Origin of the sequence: Bacteroides sp. CACC 737 (assembly GCF_013874375.1) — a bacterium.
Classification (GTDB): Bacteria; Bacteroidota; Bacteroidia; order Bacteroidales; family Bacteroidaceae; genus Bacteroides; species Bacteroides uniformis.
In genome coordinates this window covers 137,520-152,928 of record NZ_CP059408.1, presented here as the reverse complement: position 1 = coordinate 152,928, position 15,409 = coordinate 137,520, and the positions used below count along the sequence as shown (strand labels likewise).

Below are 15,409 nucleotides of genomic sequence, written 5' to 3'. Positions count from 1 at the left end.
AAAAGATGGGGATGTTCTGACCTTTCAGTATAGGGTTCAAAGGTAATGACTCCCTATGAGAAATACAATAGATATAGGCCTTTTTGATGGTCGGAATCAAGCTCCTTTTTCTTCGGAAGCAGCAGGCAGTACCCGCTGGAAATCTCTGCCGGACGGAGACTGGAATACCTGCAAATCGAATTCGGGGATGATTGCCAGCACATGGTCGAATACATCCGCCTGCACCCCTTCATAGGGCACCCAATCCTTCAGCGCACAGAAGAAATAAAGCTCTATCGGGATACCGCGGTCGGTAGGCTGGAGTTGGCGTACCATGCAGGTCAGTTCCTGGTTTACGTCGGGAAGACTTTTCAAATAAGCCGTCAGATACGCCCGGAACACACCCAGATTGGTCTGGCGACGTCCGTTGACGAGGATGGAGTTATCGATGCCGTTTTCCACATTGTACTTTTCAATCACTTCCTCCGTCTGCTCCACATAATCTTTCAGTAGCTGTATCTTGCGATATTTTGCCAGCATCTCCGGGGTACAGAAACGGACGCTGGTCATGTCGATATTGATGCTGCGCTTCACTCGCCGCCCACCGCTCTCGCGCATGCCGCGCCAGTTCTGGAAGGAGTCGCTGACAAGCAGATAAGGAGGGATGGTGGTAATGGTATTGTCCCAGTTGCGCACTTTTACGGTGTTCAACGTTACCTCTATCACCGTACCGTTGGCACCGTACTTGGGCATCTCAATCCAGTCGCCCACCTTCAGCATGTCGTTGGCCGAAAGCTGCACACCGGAGACAAAGCCCATAATGGAATCCTTGAATACCAGCATCAGGATGGCTGCCGAAGCACCCAATCCGGCAAGCAGCGAAAGCGGGTCGCGGCCTATCAGTTCGCCCACGACCACAATGCCACCCACCAGCCATAGGATGACTTGCATGGTCTGCAACATCCCCTTTAAAGGGCGGTCGCGGAACTGCTCCCTCTCACTGTACACGCTATATATCGCCTTCAGGAAGGAGTTGACGAAGCTCAAGAATGTTATGATAATGTAGATAAGGCAGATACGCCGGATAAAATCCATTGCCGATGAACCGACTTCGGCAAATGCCAATGGAACAAACAGATAGATGATGACGGGAGCCACCATGCGGCTGAGGTGCACCATCACTTTACGGTCGAATACGATGTCGTCCCATGTAGCCTTGGTCTTCTTCACCAGTTGTGCCACTACTTTCAGCAGGATTTTCCGGCATAGGGCATCCGCCAGAAATGCAACGGCAAGTATCAGTGCAAAGGCAATGAATTGGTCGAGCATATCAGCCCGGGAAGGGGATATGCCCCACCCGATTAAAAGGTCGTCTATCTTCTTCAATATCTCCATAATCGTATGTTTATCATAACGGCAATCTTATCTACGCGACTGTTCCTCCCGCTCGAGGAACTCCATAATGTCTTCTTTCAACCACTGATAAAGATAAAGGTTCTTGTAGCCACTGTTTTTTTTCAGCATCACGGATACATTGACCTGACTGTTTTCATACCCCGTCAGTTCGTTGCGGAACTGTTCGTTGTGCCCCGCCAGGCGCTTTATCTCCTGCTCGCGTTCACGACGCAGCACCGTACATACCGGGATAAGGATTTTCAGCACTACACAATCCATGATATGGTGTCCTTGGATATAAAGATAGGTATTGTCCGGAGTCAGTCCCAAACGTTCCAACTCCGTGCCCAGCTGCTCCACCCGGTCGATGTAGCGGGGGAAACGGGCTTGCAGTTCGGACAGCTTCGCTGACACCGTCTTTTGCATTTCATCCAGACTACGGTAAGGGTGACGCAGATTTATCTCCTGCAAACGCACGCAGGCGTTGAAGTCGTACATCGGGAAAGTGTGCGTGTCGTGCTGGCGGTAGAACCAGACATTCCACAGAAACAGCGGATAGGCAATCTGCGAATAACGCTTCAGAAAAGCGGGGAAGTCCAGGATATGCCGGTCGTTCAGCGTGGCCTGCACACAGACTTCATGCAGACTGTCGGCAAAGCAGTGGAAGTTCTCGATGGCATAGCCATAAGTCTGAAAGATATAGGGATTCTTGTTTATCTTATGCGACACCTTGGTGGCACCTTGCAGCAGGAAGTCGTAGTCGCTGTCTACACAAGCTATCAGGCTGCGGCCCAGCTCCGATGTGTTCAACGTATTCATCAGCACCATCTTCTTGCCCTTTGCCAGAGAGGTGGCCGAGGGAAGCATCACTTGAAAATAACGTTCCTCATTCTCGAACTCGGACAGCAGCGTCCGCCAGAAAGCGATGTCGTCATAGCTCTCCACATACGCCACTATGCGCCTGCGTGCTCTCTTGGGAGACAGTTTGCGAGCGGCGTCCAGATAAGCGGAAGTAAGGTTATGTCTTAGGGAAGTAGCCACGCATCCAGGGATTAAGGATTAGGGATTAGGGATGAAATCTCGCTCACTTCGGTCACCGCATCCAGCCAGCCTTCCATGATGACGGCGGGCGAATGGGTGGTGAGGATAAGCTGGACATTGGGGTTCAGTTCGCGAATCATGCCGATAAGCTTCTGCTGCCATTCGATGTGCAGGGAGGCTTCCGGCTCGTCCATGAAAAGCACACAGCAGTCATTGTCACGCACCAGTACGGTCAACAGGATGACGAGCATCTGCTTCTCACCCGAAGACAATTTGTAGGGCAACAAGCGCTCGCCGTTCTGATAGAAAACGATGTCGTTGCTTTTGCGGTCTATCTTCTTATGGGTATAGCTGAAAAGTTCGTCCACCATATCCTGGAACTTCCGCTTGGGAATGGAAAGGGAGGGAGCCAGGCTACGCTGCTCTTCATCACCACTGAGCAGCTCTATCATCTTATTGCCAATGTTCACTTGGTAGTCCAGATAACGGCGCTGGAGCAGATAGAGCTGCCAGTCCAGTTCCGACTTCACGTTGGCATCGGCCATGCGTGCCGTAAAGTCGCCCATGATGAGGGGGCGGTCATAGCTACGGATTACATCATAAGGGATAAAGGTGGCTGCGGGGTTGTCGAAGTAGACGTGTACCCCGTTCTTCTCGTCACTCTTCACTTCACCCGATGTCTGTTCCAGATAGTTGACCGAACGGTTCAAGATAGTGGTCTTCCCCACTCCGTTGATACCGGAAAGTATATTAACGTCAGGACGCAGGTCCCAGGCAATATCGTACCGATGCCACAATCCGTGTATTTCGATACGCTTGATGTAATTGGCTTGTACTTCCATGGTTTCTTGCTTTAATTAGAAGCAAATATACACGATAATCTCTTATTTCTACGCCTGCAAGGTAGAAAAATCATATAATGAAAGATTTTCTCTTTTCAGAAAATAGTTGTTCTTTTGCACCCGCAAAGAACAAAAGAGTATGAATAAGAACATTCAAGGGCACCTGTTCGCCCTTACCGCAAATATCTTATGGGGCCTGATGGCACCTATAGGTAAGTCAGCCTTGGTAGAGTTTTCTGCGTTGTCAGTAACCACATTCCGCATGGTAGGCGCAGCCGCCTGCTTCTGGCTCCTCTCCTTATTCTGCAAACGCGAACAGGTGGACCACCGGGACATGCTGAAGATATTCTTCGCCGCACTCTTCGCCCTGGTATTCAATCAAGGTGTCTATATCTTCGGACTCTCCATGACTTCACCCATAGACGCCTCCATCGTTACAACCACGCTGCCTATCGTCACCATGATAGTGGCTGCAATCTATCTGAAAGAACCGGTCACCAACAAGAAAGTGCTGGGTATCTTTGTAGGGGCTATGGGAGCATTTATACTCATCATGAGCAGCCAGACCACCGGTGCCGGCAATGGCAGCCTTATCGGAGACCTTCTCTGCCTGCTCGCCCAAATCAGCTTCTCCATTTATCTGACCGTATTCAAGGGGTTGTCGCAGAAATACTCTCCCATCACCCTGAACAAATGGATGTTTGTCTATGCCTCCATGTGCTACATCCCGTTCTCTTACCACGACGTGGCTTCCATACAGTGGAGCAGCATCTCCACAGCCGCCCTGCTGCAAGCGGGATATGTGGTTGTGGGTGGAAGCTTCCTTGCCTATATCTTCATAATGAGTGCGCAGAGACTGTTGCGCCCCACTGTGGTGAGCATGTACAACTACATGCAGCCCATCGTGGCCTCAACCGTTGCCATCATCTTAGGCTTGGGAGTGTTCAATTTGGAAAAGGGGATAGCCATAGCCTTGGTATTCCTGGGAGTGTACATCGTGACACAAAGCAAGTCACGCAAGGACTTTGAGAAAGAAGGGAAAGCCGTATAGAACAGCCGTTCCACCGTCACAGTACTCCGGCACGTACCCGGCTCAGAGACTCGGGAGTCATTAACAGATAAGATGCTATGTGGTTGACTGAGGCACGCCGGGCTATCTCCGGATAATCCCTGACGAAACGCGCATACCGCTCGCGTGAGGTTTCGAAACGCCAAGAGTCTGCTTTATATTGGGAAAGCATTAAAGACCCCTCCAACAAATGACGAAGCAGACGGGCTATATGCAGATAGCGCTCAGAGAGTTCGACCAGCCCTGCATACGAAATGCTCCAGATGACGCCTTCCTCCAGGGATTCCAGCTGAAGGCAATTACGGCGTCCGGTGAAAAGGCTGACGATACACATAGCGCCGTCACCATCGCAGGCAAAGTTCTCTGTAATGTCCCGGCCTTCTTTGAAATAGAACTGGCGAAGCAGTCCTTTCTCTACGAAAACAATATCCCTGGCTATATCTTTCTCACTAATCAACAGTTCTCCTTTGTGCACCTCACGGCGTACAAACAAACCGGCAATGAGCTCCAGCTCCTCAGAAGGGAGTTCATGAAGGCGGCGGGTAAACCGCCGCGCCACTTCCATGTTGTTTTCCTTAGTCATCGATATAGAGAAAGGGATATGCCCTTATTTCTTCAGTTCTGCAAAATAGGTGTCCAGCAAGTTCTTGGCAGCCACAAAAGAAGTCAAGTTGCCTTGTAGCACTTGGTTTTCCTTGCCAGTCAGCATCGCTTCAATCTGCGGATTGTGGTAGAAGCTGTCACGCAGCTGTTCGTTAATGGTCTCGTACATCCAGTATTTGCTTTGCTCGTTGCGGCGGTATTCAAAGTAGCCGTTGTCTTTCACAAAATCAATGTATTTGTAGACCATATCCCACACTTCTTTTACACCAAGATTATAGAAACCGGAATAAGTCAGCACTTGGGGTGTCCAACCGCTCTCCGGAGCCGGGAAGAGGTGCAGCGCATTACGGAACTGCGTTGCTGCCAGCCTGGCCCGCTCCAGATTGTCGCCATCAGCCTTATTAATGACAATGCCATCGGCCATTTCCATGATGCCGCGTTTGATACCTTGCAACTCATCGCCCGTACCCGCCAGCTGTATCAGCAGGAAGAAGTCTACCATGGAATGTACGGCAGTCTCACTCTGCCCCACCCCTACCGTCTCTACAAATATCTTGTCGAAACCGGCAGCCTCACAAAGCACAATCGTCTCACGCGTCTTGCGTGCCACACCACCCAACGAACCGGCAGAGGGACTGGGACGTATGAAGGACTTGGGATGAACGGAGAGCTTCTCCATACGCGTCTTATCACCGAGAATACTGCCTTTGCTGCGTTCGCTGCTCGGGTCAATGGCAAGAACGGCCAACTTGCCTCCGTGTTCCTCCAGTACATGCAAGCCAAATACATCAATAGAGGTACTTTTACCAGCACCGGGCACACCACTGATGCCCACACGAACAGAGTTACCTGAATAGGGCAAACACTTCTCTATCACCTCCTGCGCCACAGTCTGGTGCTCCGGTTTCACACTTTCCACCAGCGTCACAGCCTGGCTGAGTACCGTAACATCACCTTTCACTATGCCCTCCACATAGTCTGATACAGAAAGCTCGCGTTTCTTCCGCCTGGGACGGTTCTTCAAGTAAGGATTGACCGATGAAGGTTGCTCAATGCCTGCATTGACAACCAAGCCTTTATATGCTTCATTATTTTCGGGATGTTCCATGGTTTAATGTGCTAATATGGTTAATATGCTAATGTGCTAATATGAGGAATGTGCTGAATATATTAATAGGCTTTTATGACAATCTCTACTATCTCCATTAGCATATTGGCACATTCCTCACATTAGAACATTACTTGATGTTGATTTCAACTTTCGGCTGCATCGGGTCATTGGTAATCATCAGCAGACGCAGATGACGGCGCTTCTTGCCTATATTCTTCTTCACTACCGTTACCCGCAGGCGAGTGCTTTCACCGGGTTGCAATACACTCTTCTTGAGGTTAACTCCCACTGCCGGGTGGAATACCTGGAGCTTGTTTATCTGTAAAGGAGAACGCCCGGTATTGGTAATGGTAATATCTTGACGTGCTTTTGACTTCTTGGCCAATATCGCACTCATATCAACTTCTTTGGTAGAAAGGTTGATGGCAGGAGCATTAGCCTTCTCCACTTCCGTCATTCCGGAGAAATCCGGTAAAAGAATGGCAGAAACGGGAATTTCGTTTTCATCGCCCACCTTGTCACCGGAGAAGCGAGAAAGATAGACCGACGCTTGAGTCAGTCCGAGGTCAGTCAGTCTTTCCGAATTCAATGTAAGTGTAATCACTCCTTTTTCTCCCTTTTGCAATACATTAGGTTCTACTTTTGTCTGCAAATAAGGGGGTAGATGCATCAGTACCGGTTCATAAGGACGGTCGGAAAGATTGACCACGCCGATATGAATCACCGGCTGCTCACCATGCTGAATATCGGGAAAATCGAGGCTGTTCTTGTCAATACGTATCTGACCGATAAGATAGGGATGCGTCTTGGTAAAGTCCTTGATTTCCTGTACTACTTCACCATTGAATTTCAAATAGACCAGATTGGGTTGCGCATTGCTGTAAATAGCCACGGATTTCTGGAAATGCCCCAATGCCTTAGCATCAAAAGTCACATTCACCGTTCCTTTTGCCCCCGGAGCAATAGGCGTTTTTGTCCACTGAGCTACGGAGCAGGCACAATCCGGCTCCACTTCTGTAAGCACTAAAGGCCGGTCACCCGTATTGGTGATGGTATATTGCACAGTCACGGGATGCTTCCATTCTATCTGGCCGAAACTGTACATCTCTGTATTCGAGGTAAAACGAGCTTGCGCTACGGCAGCCAATGCCACACTTGCAAGCACATATAAAGTGATCAATATCCTCTTCATCTATTTTTTAATATCAAGATTTCCTAATTCTGCTACTCTTATTCAATATTAGCCGGACAAAAATAGGTGTTTTTAGCGAGAGTACCTAAAATAGAGGAGCGCAATTTGTACAAATTGCGCTCCATACTCTATTGTTACTTTATTACAATTATCCCTCCCGCCGAATGCGAAGCATACTCCGGAGCATACGCACATTGTATAGTGGCCAGCCCCGTTTCGTATGTTCCGCCACGGGCTATGCGATAACTGTGCTCTAAGACATAAACGCCTTTGCCCAAATGGTCGAAGAAGAAATTGGTTGCGGCATCTTCCACTTCTGCATAATAACCGAGGCCATTACTCCAACGATAACCGGAAAGCGAGCCTATAGGTTCAAAGCAGGCACCCCGCAGGTCTTTCAACTGAACAAAATCCATAGCACGATCCAAGCGGATAGTCAAACGGGCCACTATTTTATCACCGACGGATAATACGGTCCCTTCCGCAACCGGTTGCAAGGACTTGCCGCCACTGGCCGATATACGCTCTACATAAAGTTTCTTCTCTACATTCAATTCACCACCCTGCTGCTTTACATCGGATATGGGTGACAGATACTGGGCATAAACAGCTCCCCAGGCAATGCCTGCATCCCGTTTCTCTACTGTAACGGTTTTAGCTTTCAGCTCCGGACTTCCTTGAATGAAAGTTTCCTTGACATAACCTAAATCTGGGATTATGGTCTTTGCAGGCGACAATGTTTCCAGAACTTCGTTGCCTAACGTAATACGTACGTCTCCCCGGCTTTCCAGCAGGTTAGTGCCCTGACAAAGCAATGCATAAACAGCATCAGCCGTTGCAACCGGAGAATTCCAGCTGACAGTCTGCTTCTGTTTCAGCAGCCAGAGTTTCATTTCCTCCACCAAAGCATCGTTGCCACCTGCCATACGCAGGGCTTCCATTACTTCTACATGGGCAGGGATGGGTAGCATACCCCAGTTGTACGGATTTGCCTGGAAAGCAAAGTATGCACCCAGTTCATCCGTCTGTACCAAGTGTTCCTTGAGAGAGGCGATGAATTCATGCGCCTCGGCTGTACGCCCTACCGCTTTCAGAATGATGGCAGACTGCGCCTTGCTGCTCATTGTTCCATCTTTAAGATTGGCCCCAACTTTCGACAAGAAGTAACGGTAAGCATCCTGGTTTGCAGCCGGTACTTTTTCACCGCTGACAGCAATCAGATACAGATACGTCATGGCAGCTTCCGAGTTGACAGTAATTCTAGCGCCATTTTTCTCAGATTTACGGATATTGCGATATTCTTCCAAAGCCTGCCGATTCAAATAGCCGAAAGCTTTCTGCCGCATGGCGGCAACTTCTTCAGGCAGCTCATTTTTCGTCAGCAAAGGAAGACGAACAAGTAATTCTGTAATATAGCCAGTTATATAGCGGCTACCGGGCATTCCTTTATACCAGCTCCATCCACCGTCTTCACCCTGCAATTCTTTCAATTTGGTAAAAGCGGAAAGATTGCGGTTATTCAGTTGGTTGATATCAAACAGCGTGGCAATACGTGCCTGCTGTTCGGCTTCAGTAGTAGCTTCCAGTACCCACGGAGACTCGCTGAGCAGGATATTCTTCACATCCTGATTCTTCTCCAACTGGCTGAGGAAGGTTTCTTTCGTACCACCGGCAGCCTTCCAACTGTCAAATACAGTCTTAATGCGGGGCTGGCTGTTGGCAATGAAGCCTGCCAGACTATTGGCATACCAAGCTGTAGCCCAAGAAATGGCATTATCATTGGCAGGCAGGCTCAATGCCGGCAACGCTTGTACAGCATACCAAGCCGGATTCCCGGTAAATTCTACAGTTAGACGACGGTCTGTCGCTGTACGGCTATTACGATTGAAAAGGCTGTCTAATGAGAACGTACGGGTCTCTTCGCCACGAATAGGCATAGCAAGCGTTTCCGTAATGTACTCCTTATTACTTAATACGGGCAACAGATGCTGCTCGCCATCGCTGAACGCGCCTCCATCAGCGACCATACGGACACCAAGCAAATCATAGCAGTCGGACACATCGAAATGGAAGTTGACGGCAGTATTTCTTCCTGCTTCTACTGAGAATTTCTGACGCTGAGTAGCAATAACTTTCTCCGTCATAGGGTCGAACAGTGTGAATACAGCTGTTCCTTTCACCGCTTTACCCGTCAGATTGGCTATTGTTCCGGCTATCTGTGTTTTATCTCCTACGCGGACAAACCGAGGCATATTCGGAGTCAGCATAAACTCCTTGGCAGTTACAACAGAAGCATCCAACATCCCAGTCAGCATATCCTTAGTATGTGAGTAACCACGGAAATTCCAACGGGTCAAACTCTGCGACATCGTAAAGGAAAATGCAAGCTCCCCTTGTTCGTTGGTACGAAGTTGAGGATAAAAAAAGGCTGTTTCGGCAAAATTGGTGCGAAGTCCCTCAATAGGTTGCAAGGCCTCGCCAACCGGTATCGTTTCCGATTCAAAAACAACATCTTCCACTACTTGTGCAGGAACATATTTCACTTCAACGGCATTCCCAGATTCTGCTTTAGAAGCAAGCATCGGCTGGTTGGCACCACGTATTCTAAGATTACCGGTCAAAGAGCCATTCCGGGTAGTCCCATATCCCACAACACTTACTTCTTCCAAAAGCGCATTGTCTTCTACCATCACTATCCGCATCCTTCCATCCATATAAGGAGAACAGAAGTGGTCAAACGACCACACCGGAACCCTCCAAGCCTTCAACGGGAAATAAATGGAGAAGTAATTGCTATTATAACGGCTCGCACCACGGAATGCTCCATACAGATTATCCGGATAGAAGACCCGTAGTATCTGGTTACTCTTATAAATCTTATCCAGTGAAGCGTCGTACATCGTAGCCAGCATTTCAGCCGCAGCAGGCATACCTTGAGGCGTCTTTATGACGAGCTTCCACTCTTCCTCTTGTCCGGGATGCAAACGGTCACGGAACACTTCCCATTTCATGCCGAGAGCACGTTCAGGCTGCCGCTTCTTCAGTTCAACCTGATGGTTATACATCTCACCATCTTTCACAAAACTGAAAAGAACGGTGATTCCCTTGCCATATGCTTCCTTATAAGGGAATTCCATACGGATAATAGTATCATTCAACTGCAACACACGGCTTTCAATGCGTTTTCTGTCACAGAATACATCCATCAGCACATATGCATCCCGATAAGAAGTCCCCAACAGAAAAGCGGCAGGGTGCTGTACATCAAATTCCTCATTTTCTTTATAATAAAAGAAATCTGTAAACGCAGCCGGACGCTTGTCACTCTTTGAAAAGAGCATGAACCCGTCACTACCATATGCCCCGTTATTCTCTTCACGTCCCAAACTATCACGCACAGAAAGTTTCAAACGATAGTTACCTGAAGGAAGCTTGTTCCAAGCCGAAAAATCCTGGAGTCGATTGGCCATGAAGTCCCCCTCTAATATTACATCAGTCAAAGGGTCAGAGTCTCCTATATTCCTCCCCCGATCCCGTTCTGTTAATGGATACAGATAATAGGAGCCTTTCATATCTTGAGGAACATTCATCATATTATTCACTCTAAAAGTGAACAGCATGCTATCTTCCTTACAAACATATTGAGGCAGGCGGACATCAAAGGAATAAGCCTTAGGGCCTGCCAGCAAGTTATACGAAGCGGACTGCGTTTCACCAGCCTCATCCGTCACCACCGCCTCCACATGATAAGTATACACACTTCCATACCCGTCTGTATCTACAACCGGAACCTCTAAAGTCAAGGGTATGGAAAAATCCCCGTTGGCATCCAATTGTATGGTGTCAGACAGTAATGGTTTATCAGCATTGCTCCAATAGCCAGGTCTCGGATTCCGGCGAGTCACCGTATATGCCAATGGCACATCCTGTACCATCATGCCATTGAAAGCCTTGACATTTCCTTTCAACACTACCTTGCCCCCCAGTCGGTAAGCTTCCGAAACCGGAGTGAAGGCAATCTCAAACGTAGGTCGCTTGTACTCCTCTACCCTAAAAGTGACGGTAGATTGAGGCTCTTTAGTCCGTATACTGAACATGCCATTCAGGCAAGCTGCCGGAAGTACAAACTCCGTAGCAAAAGAGCCGAAATCATTGGTCTGCACCTTCCTAGTGGCAAGTTCCTTTCGGTTGGCATCCAACAAGACAAGCTCATAATCAACTCCTTGTAGCACCTGGGCATTATCACTGTTCTGTTTGTAAGCTATTCCTTTTACATGGACGGTCTGCCCGGGGCGATAAAGCGAACGGTCTGTCAGCAATGCCATCTGCCTCCAATCTGTATCCTTTATACCGTAATAAGAATGATTCATATAAACATTCTGCGGCATCATACCTGTGTCTCTGCCTTTACGCGCCACATAACTTCGGATTCCACTCTGCCAGGGTAATACAGCTTTCCCCCCGGCATCAGTCAGTACCTCTGCCATCACTTTTCTATTCTTCTCATCATAAGAAGAGTAGAAACTCACTTTGGCATCAGCAATCGGCTGTCCGCTACGGGCATCCAATGTAACCACTTCCATACGGTCGTCACCCAAATCCAATGTCAGCACCTTGAAGCGAGTAGATACCAAAAATTTATCATCTGTACGGGCCGTTTCAGCATCAGGTACTATTTGAAGAATATAGACTCCCGTTTCCCGAGGTATCATGAACTTAAATACAGTGTCCGAGGCAAGATAAGGGACATCTTCAGGCAATTTATCCTTGCCTGGCAACGGCTTTAAGCCAAAATGCGTGGAAGAAAACTTCCGGGCATATTTTCTATAAGTATCTTTATTTATACCATGGTCCATCCAAGGCACTTCACTTAAAGTAGTGGCATATAAGTTGAGAGTGAAGCCCCCGACATTACGATAATGCAGTCTCATATTTACCGAATCGCCGGGATAACCGCTTTCATTCATAGTCAGAATGAGTTCAGGCTGCAAAATCTGTTCACGGATATTTTTCAACTCATTGATACGCTTATACGCAGGATAGCGCTTCAAGCCTTCTTCACAGACTTTTAGAGCCTCATCAGCGCGTTTCGGTTCCAAACGGCGCAGGTGGTTGGCTTTATGAATGTAAACCTCGGCACAAACCTCTCGTGAACCGTATTCCTTTATCAATTTATCCAAAACCTCAAGATATTCCCGATTAGCCTTTTCCTGACGCATTCGGAAAGTAGGATAAGGCTGCTGGCTGATACCACCGGTCAGCTTCCAGCTCCAATAATCAAGAGAACAGAGCAACATAGCATCTTCCGAACCGGCACGATGGCGATAAGCATTCATCATATCCAGATAAATCCTTTCGATACGGGCCTGTACCAAAGAATCCACACTGAAACCATCCAGTTGCCGATAGGCATCAACAGCACGGCTTACCAAGAGATGGTACATATCGTGCCCATAGAACCGGCTACCGTCTTCCAACACCACAAAAGGCACATATTTTTCTGCAGATGTATCAAGCAAGCGGATGGAATCCTGCAAGGATGCACGGTTACACCTATCTATTTTATCCACAAACTGGCTGATACTCCACTCACGGATATCTTCCGGGACCTCGTCAACAGCCAGTAGAGTACGTGACAGCAAGACACGGCGATTCTTCCGCATCAAGTCAACATATTCATATGCCAACAAAGAGTGTAGAATAGCCTTGTTCACAGGATTCCTCTCCGATTGTGCCCAAGATTCCATATATTTCAGACTGGAGTAAAGGCTGTCCGGAGTCAGCCCCTCTTGATAAGTCTCCCTACAAATGTAGGCTTTCAACATTTGCGGAGCATTCTGCTCTTGCCGACCTTTCCGATAGATTTCATCAGCCAGTTTTATCACTGTTTGAGGCAGGCTTTTCTTTTGAGCCTGCTCCACCTGCTTCCACAACTTATCGTACGTCTGCGCATACAATGCCGACCCCCCAAATGTAACCAGCAGCAACAATATGCTACAAATTCTTTGAATTACTCTCATGATTATTCGTTTGTTAGTCTTTGTATTAATAACAAAGGAAGTGAATAAAGTTCAAACAAATGTACTTTTAGATATAAAAAATCTTATTCTACTCCTACAAAAAAACAAGGGATATGTTTGCAAACATATCCCTTGTTCTATACTTAAATGTTAGTGTACTCACATTTGGAGGCTATAATATCTCATTGCCTCCATCCAATTCTTACCAGCGGCGGTAAGAATGTGCTTAAATGAATTTGCAATCTTCTTTTTCATAATCTTAAAAAATTAAACCAATACCTGAAAACTAAAATTCGATACTTCACGAAAGGGAAGGAATGCTTAAAGCATTACATATCCCCAAATGTTCTTATCGGCTTCGCCGACATGCTTAAAAAAACTCTTTAACACTTTCATTTTGTTATCCTCCTAAAATCAATCTTGTTATCCTTAAAAAATCTACTAGTTTTCTATTGTTTTCATGTTTTACAACACAAAAATAGAGCCTTTGTTCAAGATAACAAGCAAAAAATGGATAGAAAACATGTTTTATAACACATTTCTTGACTTAAGTCAATTTTCAAGGAGAAAGTGAAAGGATATTGACATGCATTGTAATAAGTCCGAGACATTCTGGCAGAAAGAGGACAAACTGTCACAGATAAAAAAGGCAGGATACTTATAAAGCACCCCGCCCCTATTCATAACATAAAGTATTCTCTACTTTTCAGGAGTCTGCTCCAATGTAGCCACCAAGAAATCATAGAACTTGGAAACAGTAGGAATTAATGCACGCTCGTCCGGTGAATGCGGAGAACGCAAAGTGGGACCGAAAGAAATCATATCGAGTCCTGGACAATTGGCACCAATAATACCGCATTCCAGACCTGCATGAATAACCTTCACGGCAGGTTCCACACCAAACTGCTGCTTATAGGACAGCTTCATGGCATGCAGTATAGGAGAATCCACATTGGGCTGCCATCCGGAATAACCACCACTCAATTCCACCTTCATACCTGCCATAGCGAAACAAGCTGTCAGGCTGTCTGCCAGGAAATCCTTCATTGTATCGCAAGAACTACGCGCCAAAATACGAACTTCGGCCTTACCATCTGCAATGGTTACGATAGCCAAATTAGAGGAGGTTTCTACAGTATCGGGAACAGTAGGAATCATACGCATCACACCATTCTGGCAAGCCATCAACACGTTAATCATATTATCCTGGATTTCTGAGGGAACAACGGCAGCAGGTAGAGTCACCTCTTCTACACTCAGAGTAATACCACTTTCAATCGGAGCATATTCGTCATTCAGTTGTGCCTCGTATTCCTTCATATAATCTTCCAAACCGTCCATATCCTCAGGATTGAACACCAATACCGCATGTGCTTCGCGGGGGATAGCATTACGCATATTGCCACCTTCAAAACTTGCCAGCTGGGAGTCAAACTCAATCAGCAAATCATGTACGACGCGTGCCAGTAATTTATTGGCATTACCGCGCCCTTCATTGATTTCCAAACCGGAGTGACCACCACGCAAACCTTTCAACGTAATTTTACGAGCAACGAAATCGGCCATAGGCGTCTCCTCCTTATATTCCAAAGTAGCAGTAATATCAAGACCACCGGCACAGCCGATATAGAGTTCGCCTTCGTCCTCAGAGTCAAGGTTCAGCAGAATTTCCCCTTGCATAGTTCCGGGTTTCAAGCCGAATGCACCATACATTCCCGTTTCTTCATCCTTGGTAATCAGGGCTTCCAATGGACCATGCTTCAAGTTATTATCTTCAAGTACCGCCATAATGGCAGCCACTCCCAAACCATTATCTGCTCCCAGCGTGGTTCCTTTGGCTTTCACCCAATCACCGTCAACATAGGTTTCAATGGGATCTGTTGTAAAATCGTGGATAGTATCGTTGTTCTTCTGGGGCACCATGTCCATATGCGCCTGAAGGATGACGCCCTTGCGGTTTTCCATACCCGGAGTGGCAGGCTTACGAATAATAACATTGCCGACCTCGTCGACAAATGATTCCAACCCCAAGCCTTTTCCAAAATCAATAAGGAATTTGGTAATCTTCTCCATATGTCCTGATGGACGGGGAATCTGGGTCAGTGAATAAAAGTGCTTCCATACATTCTGTGGAGCTAACTGTAAGATTGTACTCAT

At 47.3% G+C, this 15,409-nt stretch carries 9 protein-coding genes; 1 reads left to right on the top strand and 8 read right to left on the bottom strand.

Going from position 1 to position 15,409, the window contains the following annotated elements; translation table 11 throughout:
* Positions 1–96 precede the first annotated feature (96 nt).
* From H1A11_RS00780 to H1A11_RS00770, 3 genes are read right to left on the bottom strand one after another with little or no spacing between them, the layout of a single operon-like run.
* Entirely contained in the window at positions 97–1,374 is a 1,278-nt protein-coding gene (locus H1A11_RS00780) for a mechanosensitive ion channel family protein (RefSeq protein ID WP_181757600.1), read from the bottom strand.
* A gap of 27 nt (positions 1,375–1,401) precedes the next feature.
* The gene (locus H1A11_RS00775; protein WP_181757599.1) at positions 1,402–2,415 is read right to left on the bottom strand and encodes a DUF4435 domain-containing protein; all 1,014 of its coding nucleotides are present in this window, start codon (positions 2,413–2,415) and stop codon (positions 1,402–1,404) included.
* An 11-nt stretch (positions 2,416–2,426) separates the two neighbouring features.
* Positions 2,427–3,257: an AAA family ATPase gene (locus tag H1A11_RS00770; protein WP_117749180.1), complete on the bottom strand. Its 831-nt coding sequence runs from the start codon at positions 3,255–3,257 to the stop codon at positions 2,427–2,429.
* 139 nt (positions 3,258–3,396) lie between these two features.
* On the opposite strand from H1A11_RS00770, the gene H1A11_RS00765 reads away from it, so the two are divergent.
* Positions 3,397–4,308 carry a DMT family transporter gene (locus H1A11_RS00765; protein WP_117749198.1) on the top strand — a complete coding sequence of 304 codons (912 nt, stop codon included), beginning with the start codon at positions 3,397–3,399 and terminating at the stop codon, positions 4,306–4,308.
* 16 nt (positions 4,309–4,324) lie between these two features.
* Here H1A11_RS00765 and H1A11_RS00760 read toward each other — a convergent pair whose 3' ends face one another.
* From H1A11_RS00760 to H1A11_RS00740, 5 genes are all read right to left on the bottom strand, one after another.
* Positions 4,325–4,909 (bottom strand): Crp/Fnr family transcriptional regulator, encoded by a 585-nt coding sequence (locus H1A11_RS00760; protein ID WP_005824006.1) that lies wholly within the window; start codon positions 4,907–4,909, stop codon positions 4,325–4,327.
* A gap of 24 nt (positions 4,910–4,933) precedes the next feature.
* Positions 4,934–6,037 carry a methylmalonyl Co-A mutase-associated GTPase MeaB gene (meaB, locus tag H1A11_RS00755; protein ID WP_119961792.1) on the bottom strand — a complete coding sequence of 368 codons (1,104 nt, stop codon included), beginning with the start codon at positions 6,035–6,037 and terminating at the stop codon, positions 4,934–4,936.
* 130 nt (positions 6,038–6,167) lie between these two features.
* On the bottom strand, positions 6,168–7,232 hold the full coding sequence (locus tag H1A11_RS00750; RefSeq protein WP_119961791.1) for a DUF1573 domain-containing protein: 1,065 nt from the start codon (positions 7,230–7,232) through the stop codon (positions 6,168–6,170).
* Between the two features lie 134 nt (positions 7,233–7,366).
* Entirely contained in the window at positions 7,367–13,252 is a 5,886-nt protein-coding gene (locus tag H1A11_RS00745; protein ID WP_181757598.1) for an alpha-2-macroglobulin family protein, read from the bottom strand.
* A gap of 699 nt (positions 13,253–13,951) precedes the next feature.
* Positions 13,952–15,409, bottom strand: coding sequence for an aminoacyl-histidine dipeptidase (locus tag H1A11_RS00740; RefSeq protein ID WP_138345871.1), 1,458 nt, complete (start codon positions 15,407–15,409; stop codon positions 13,952–13,954).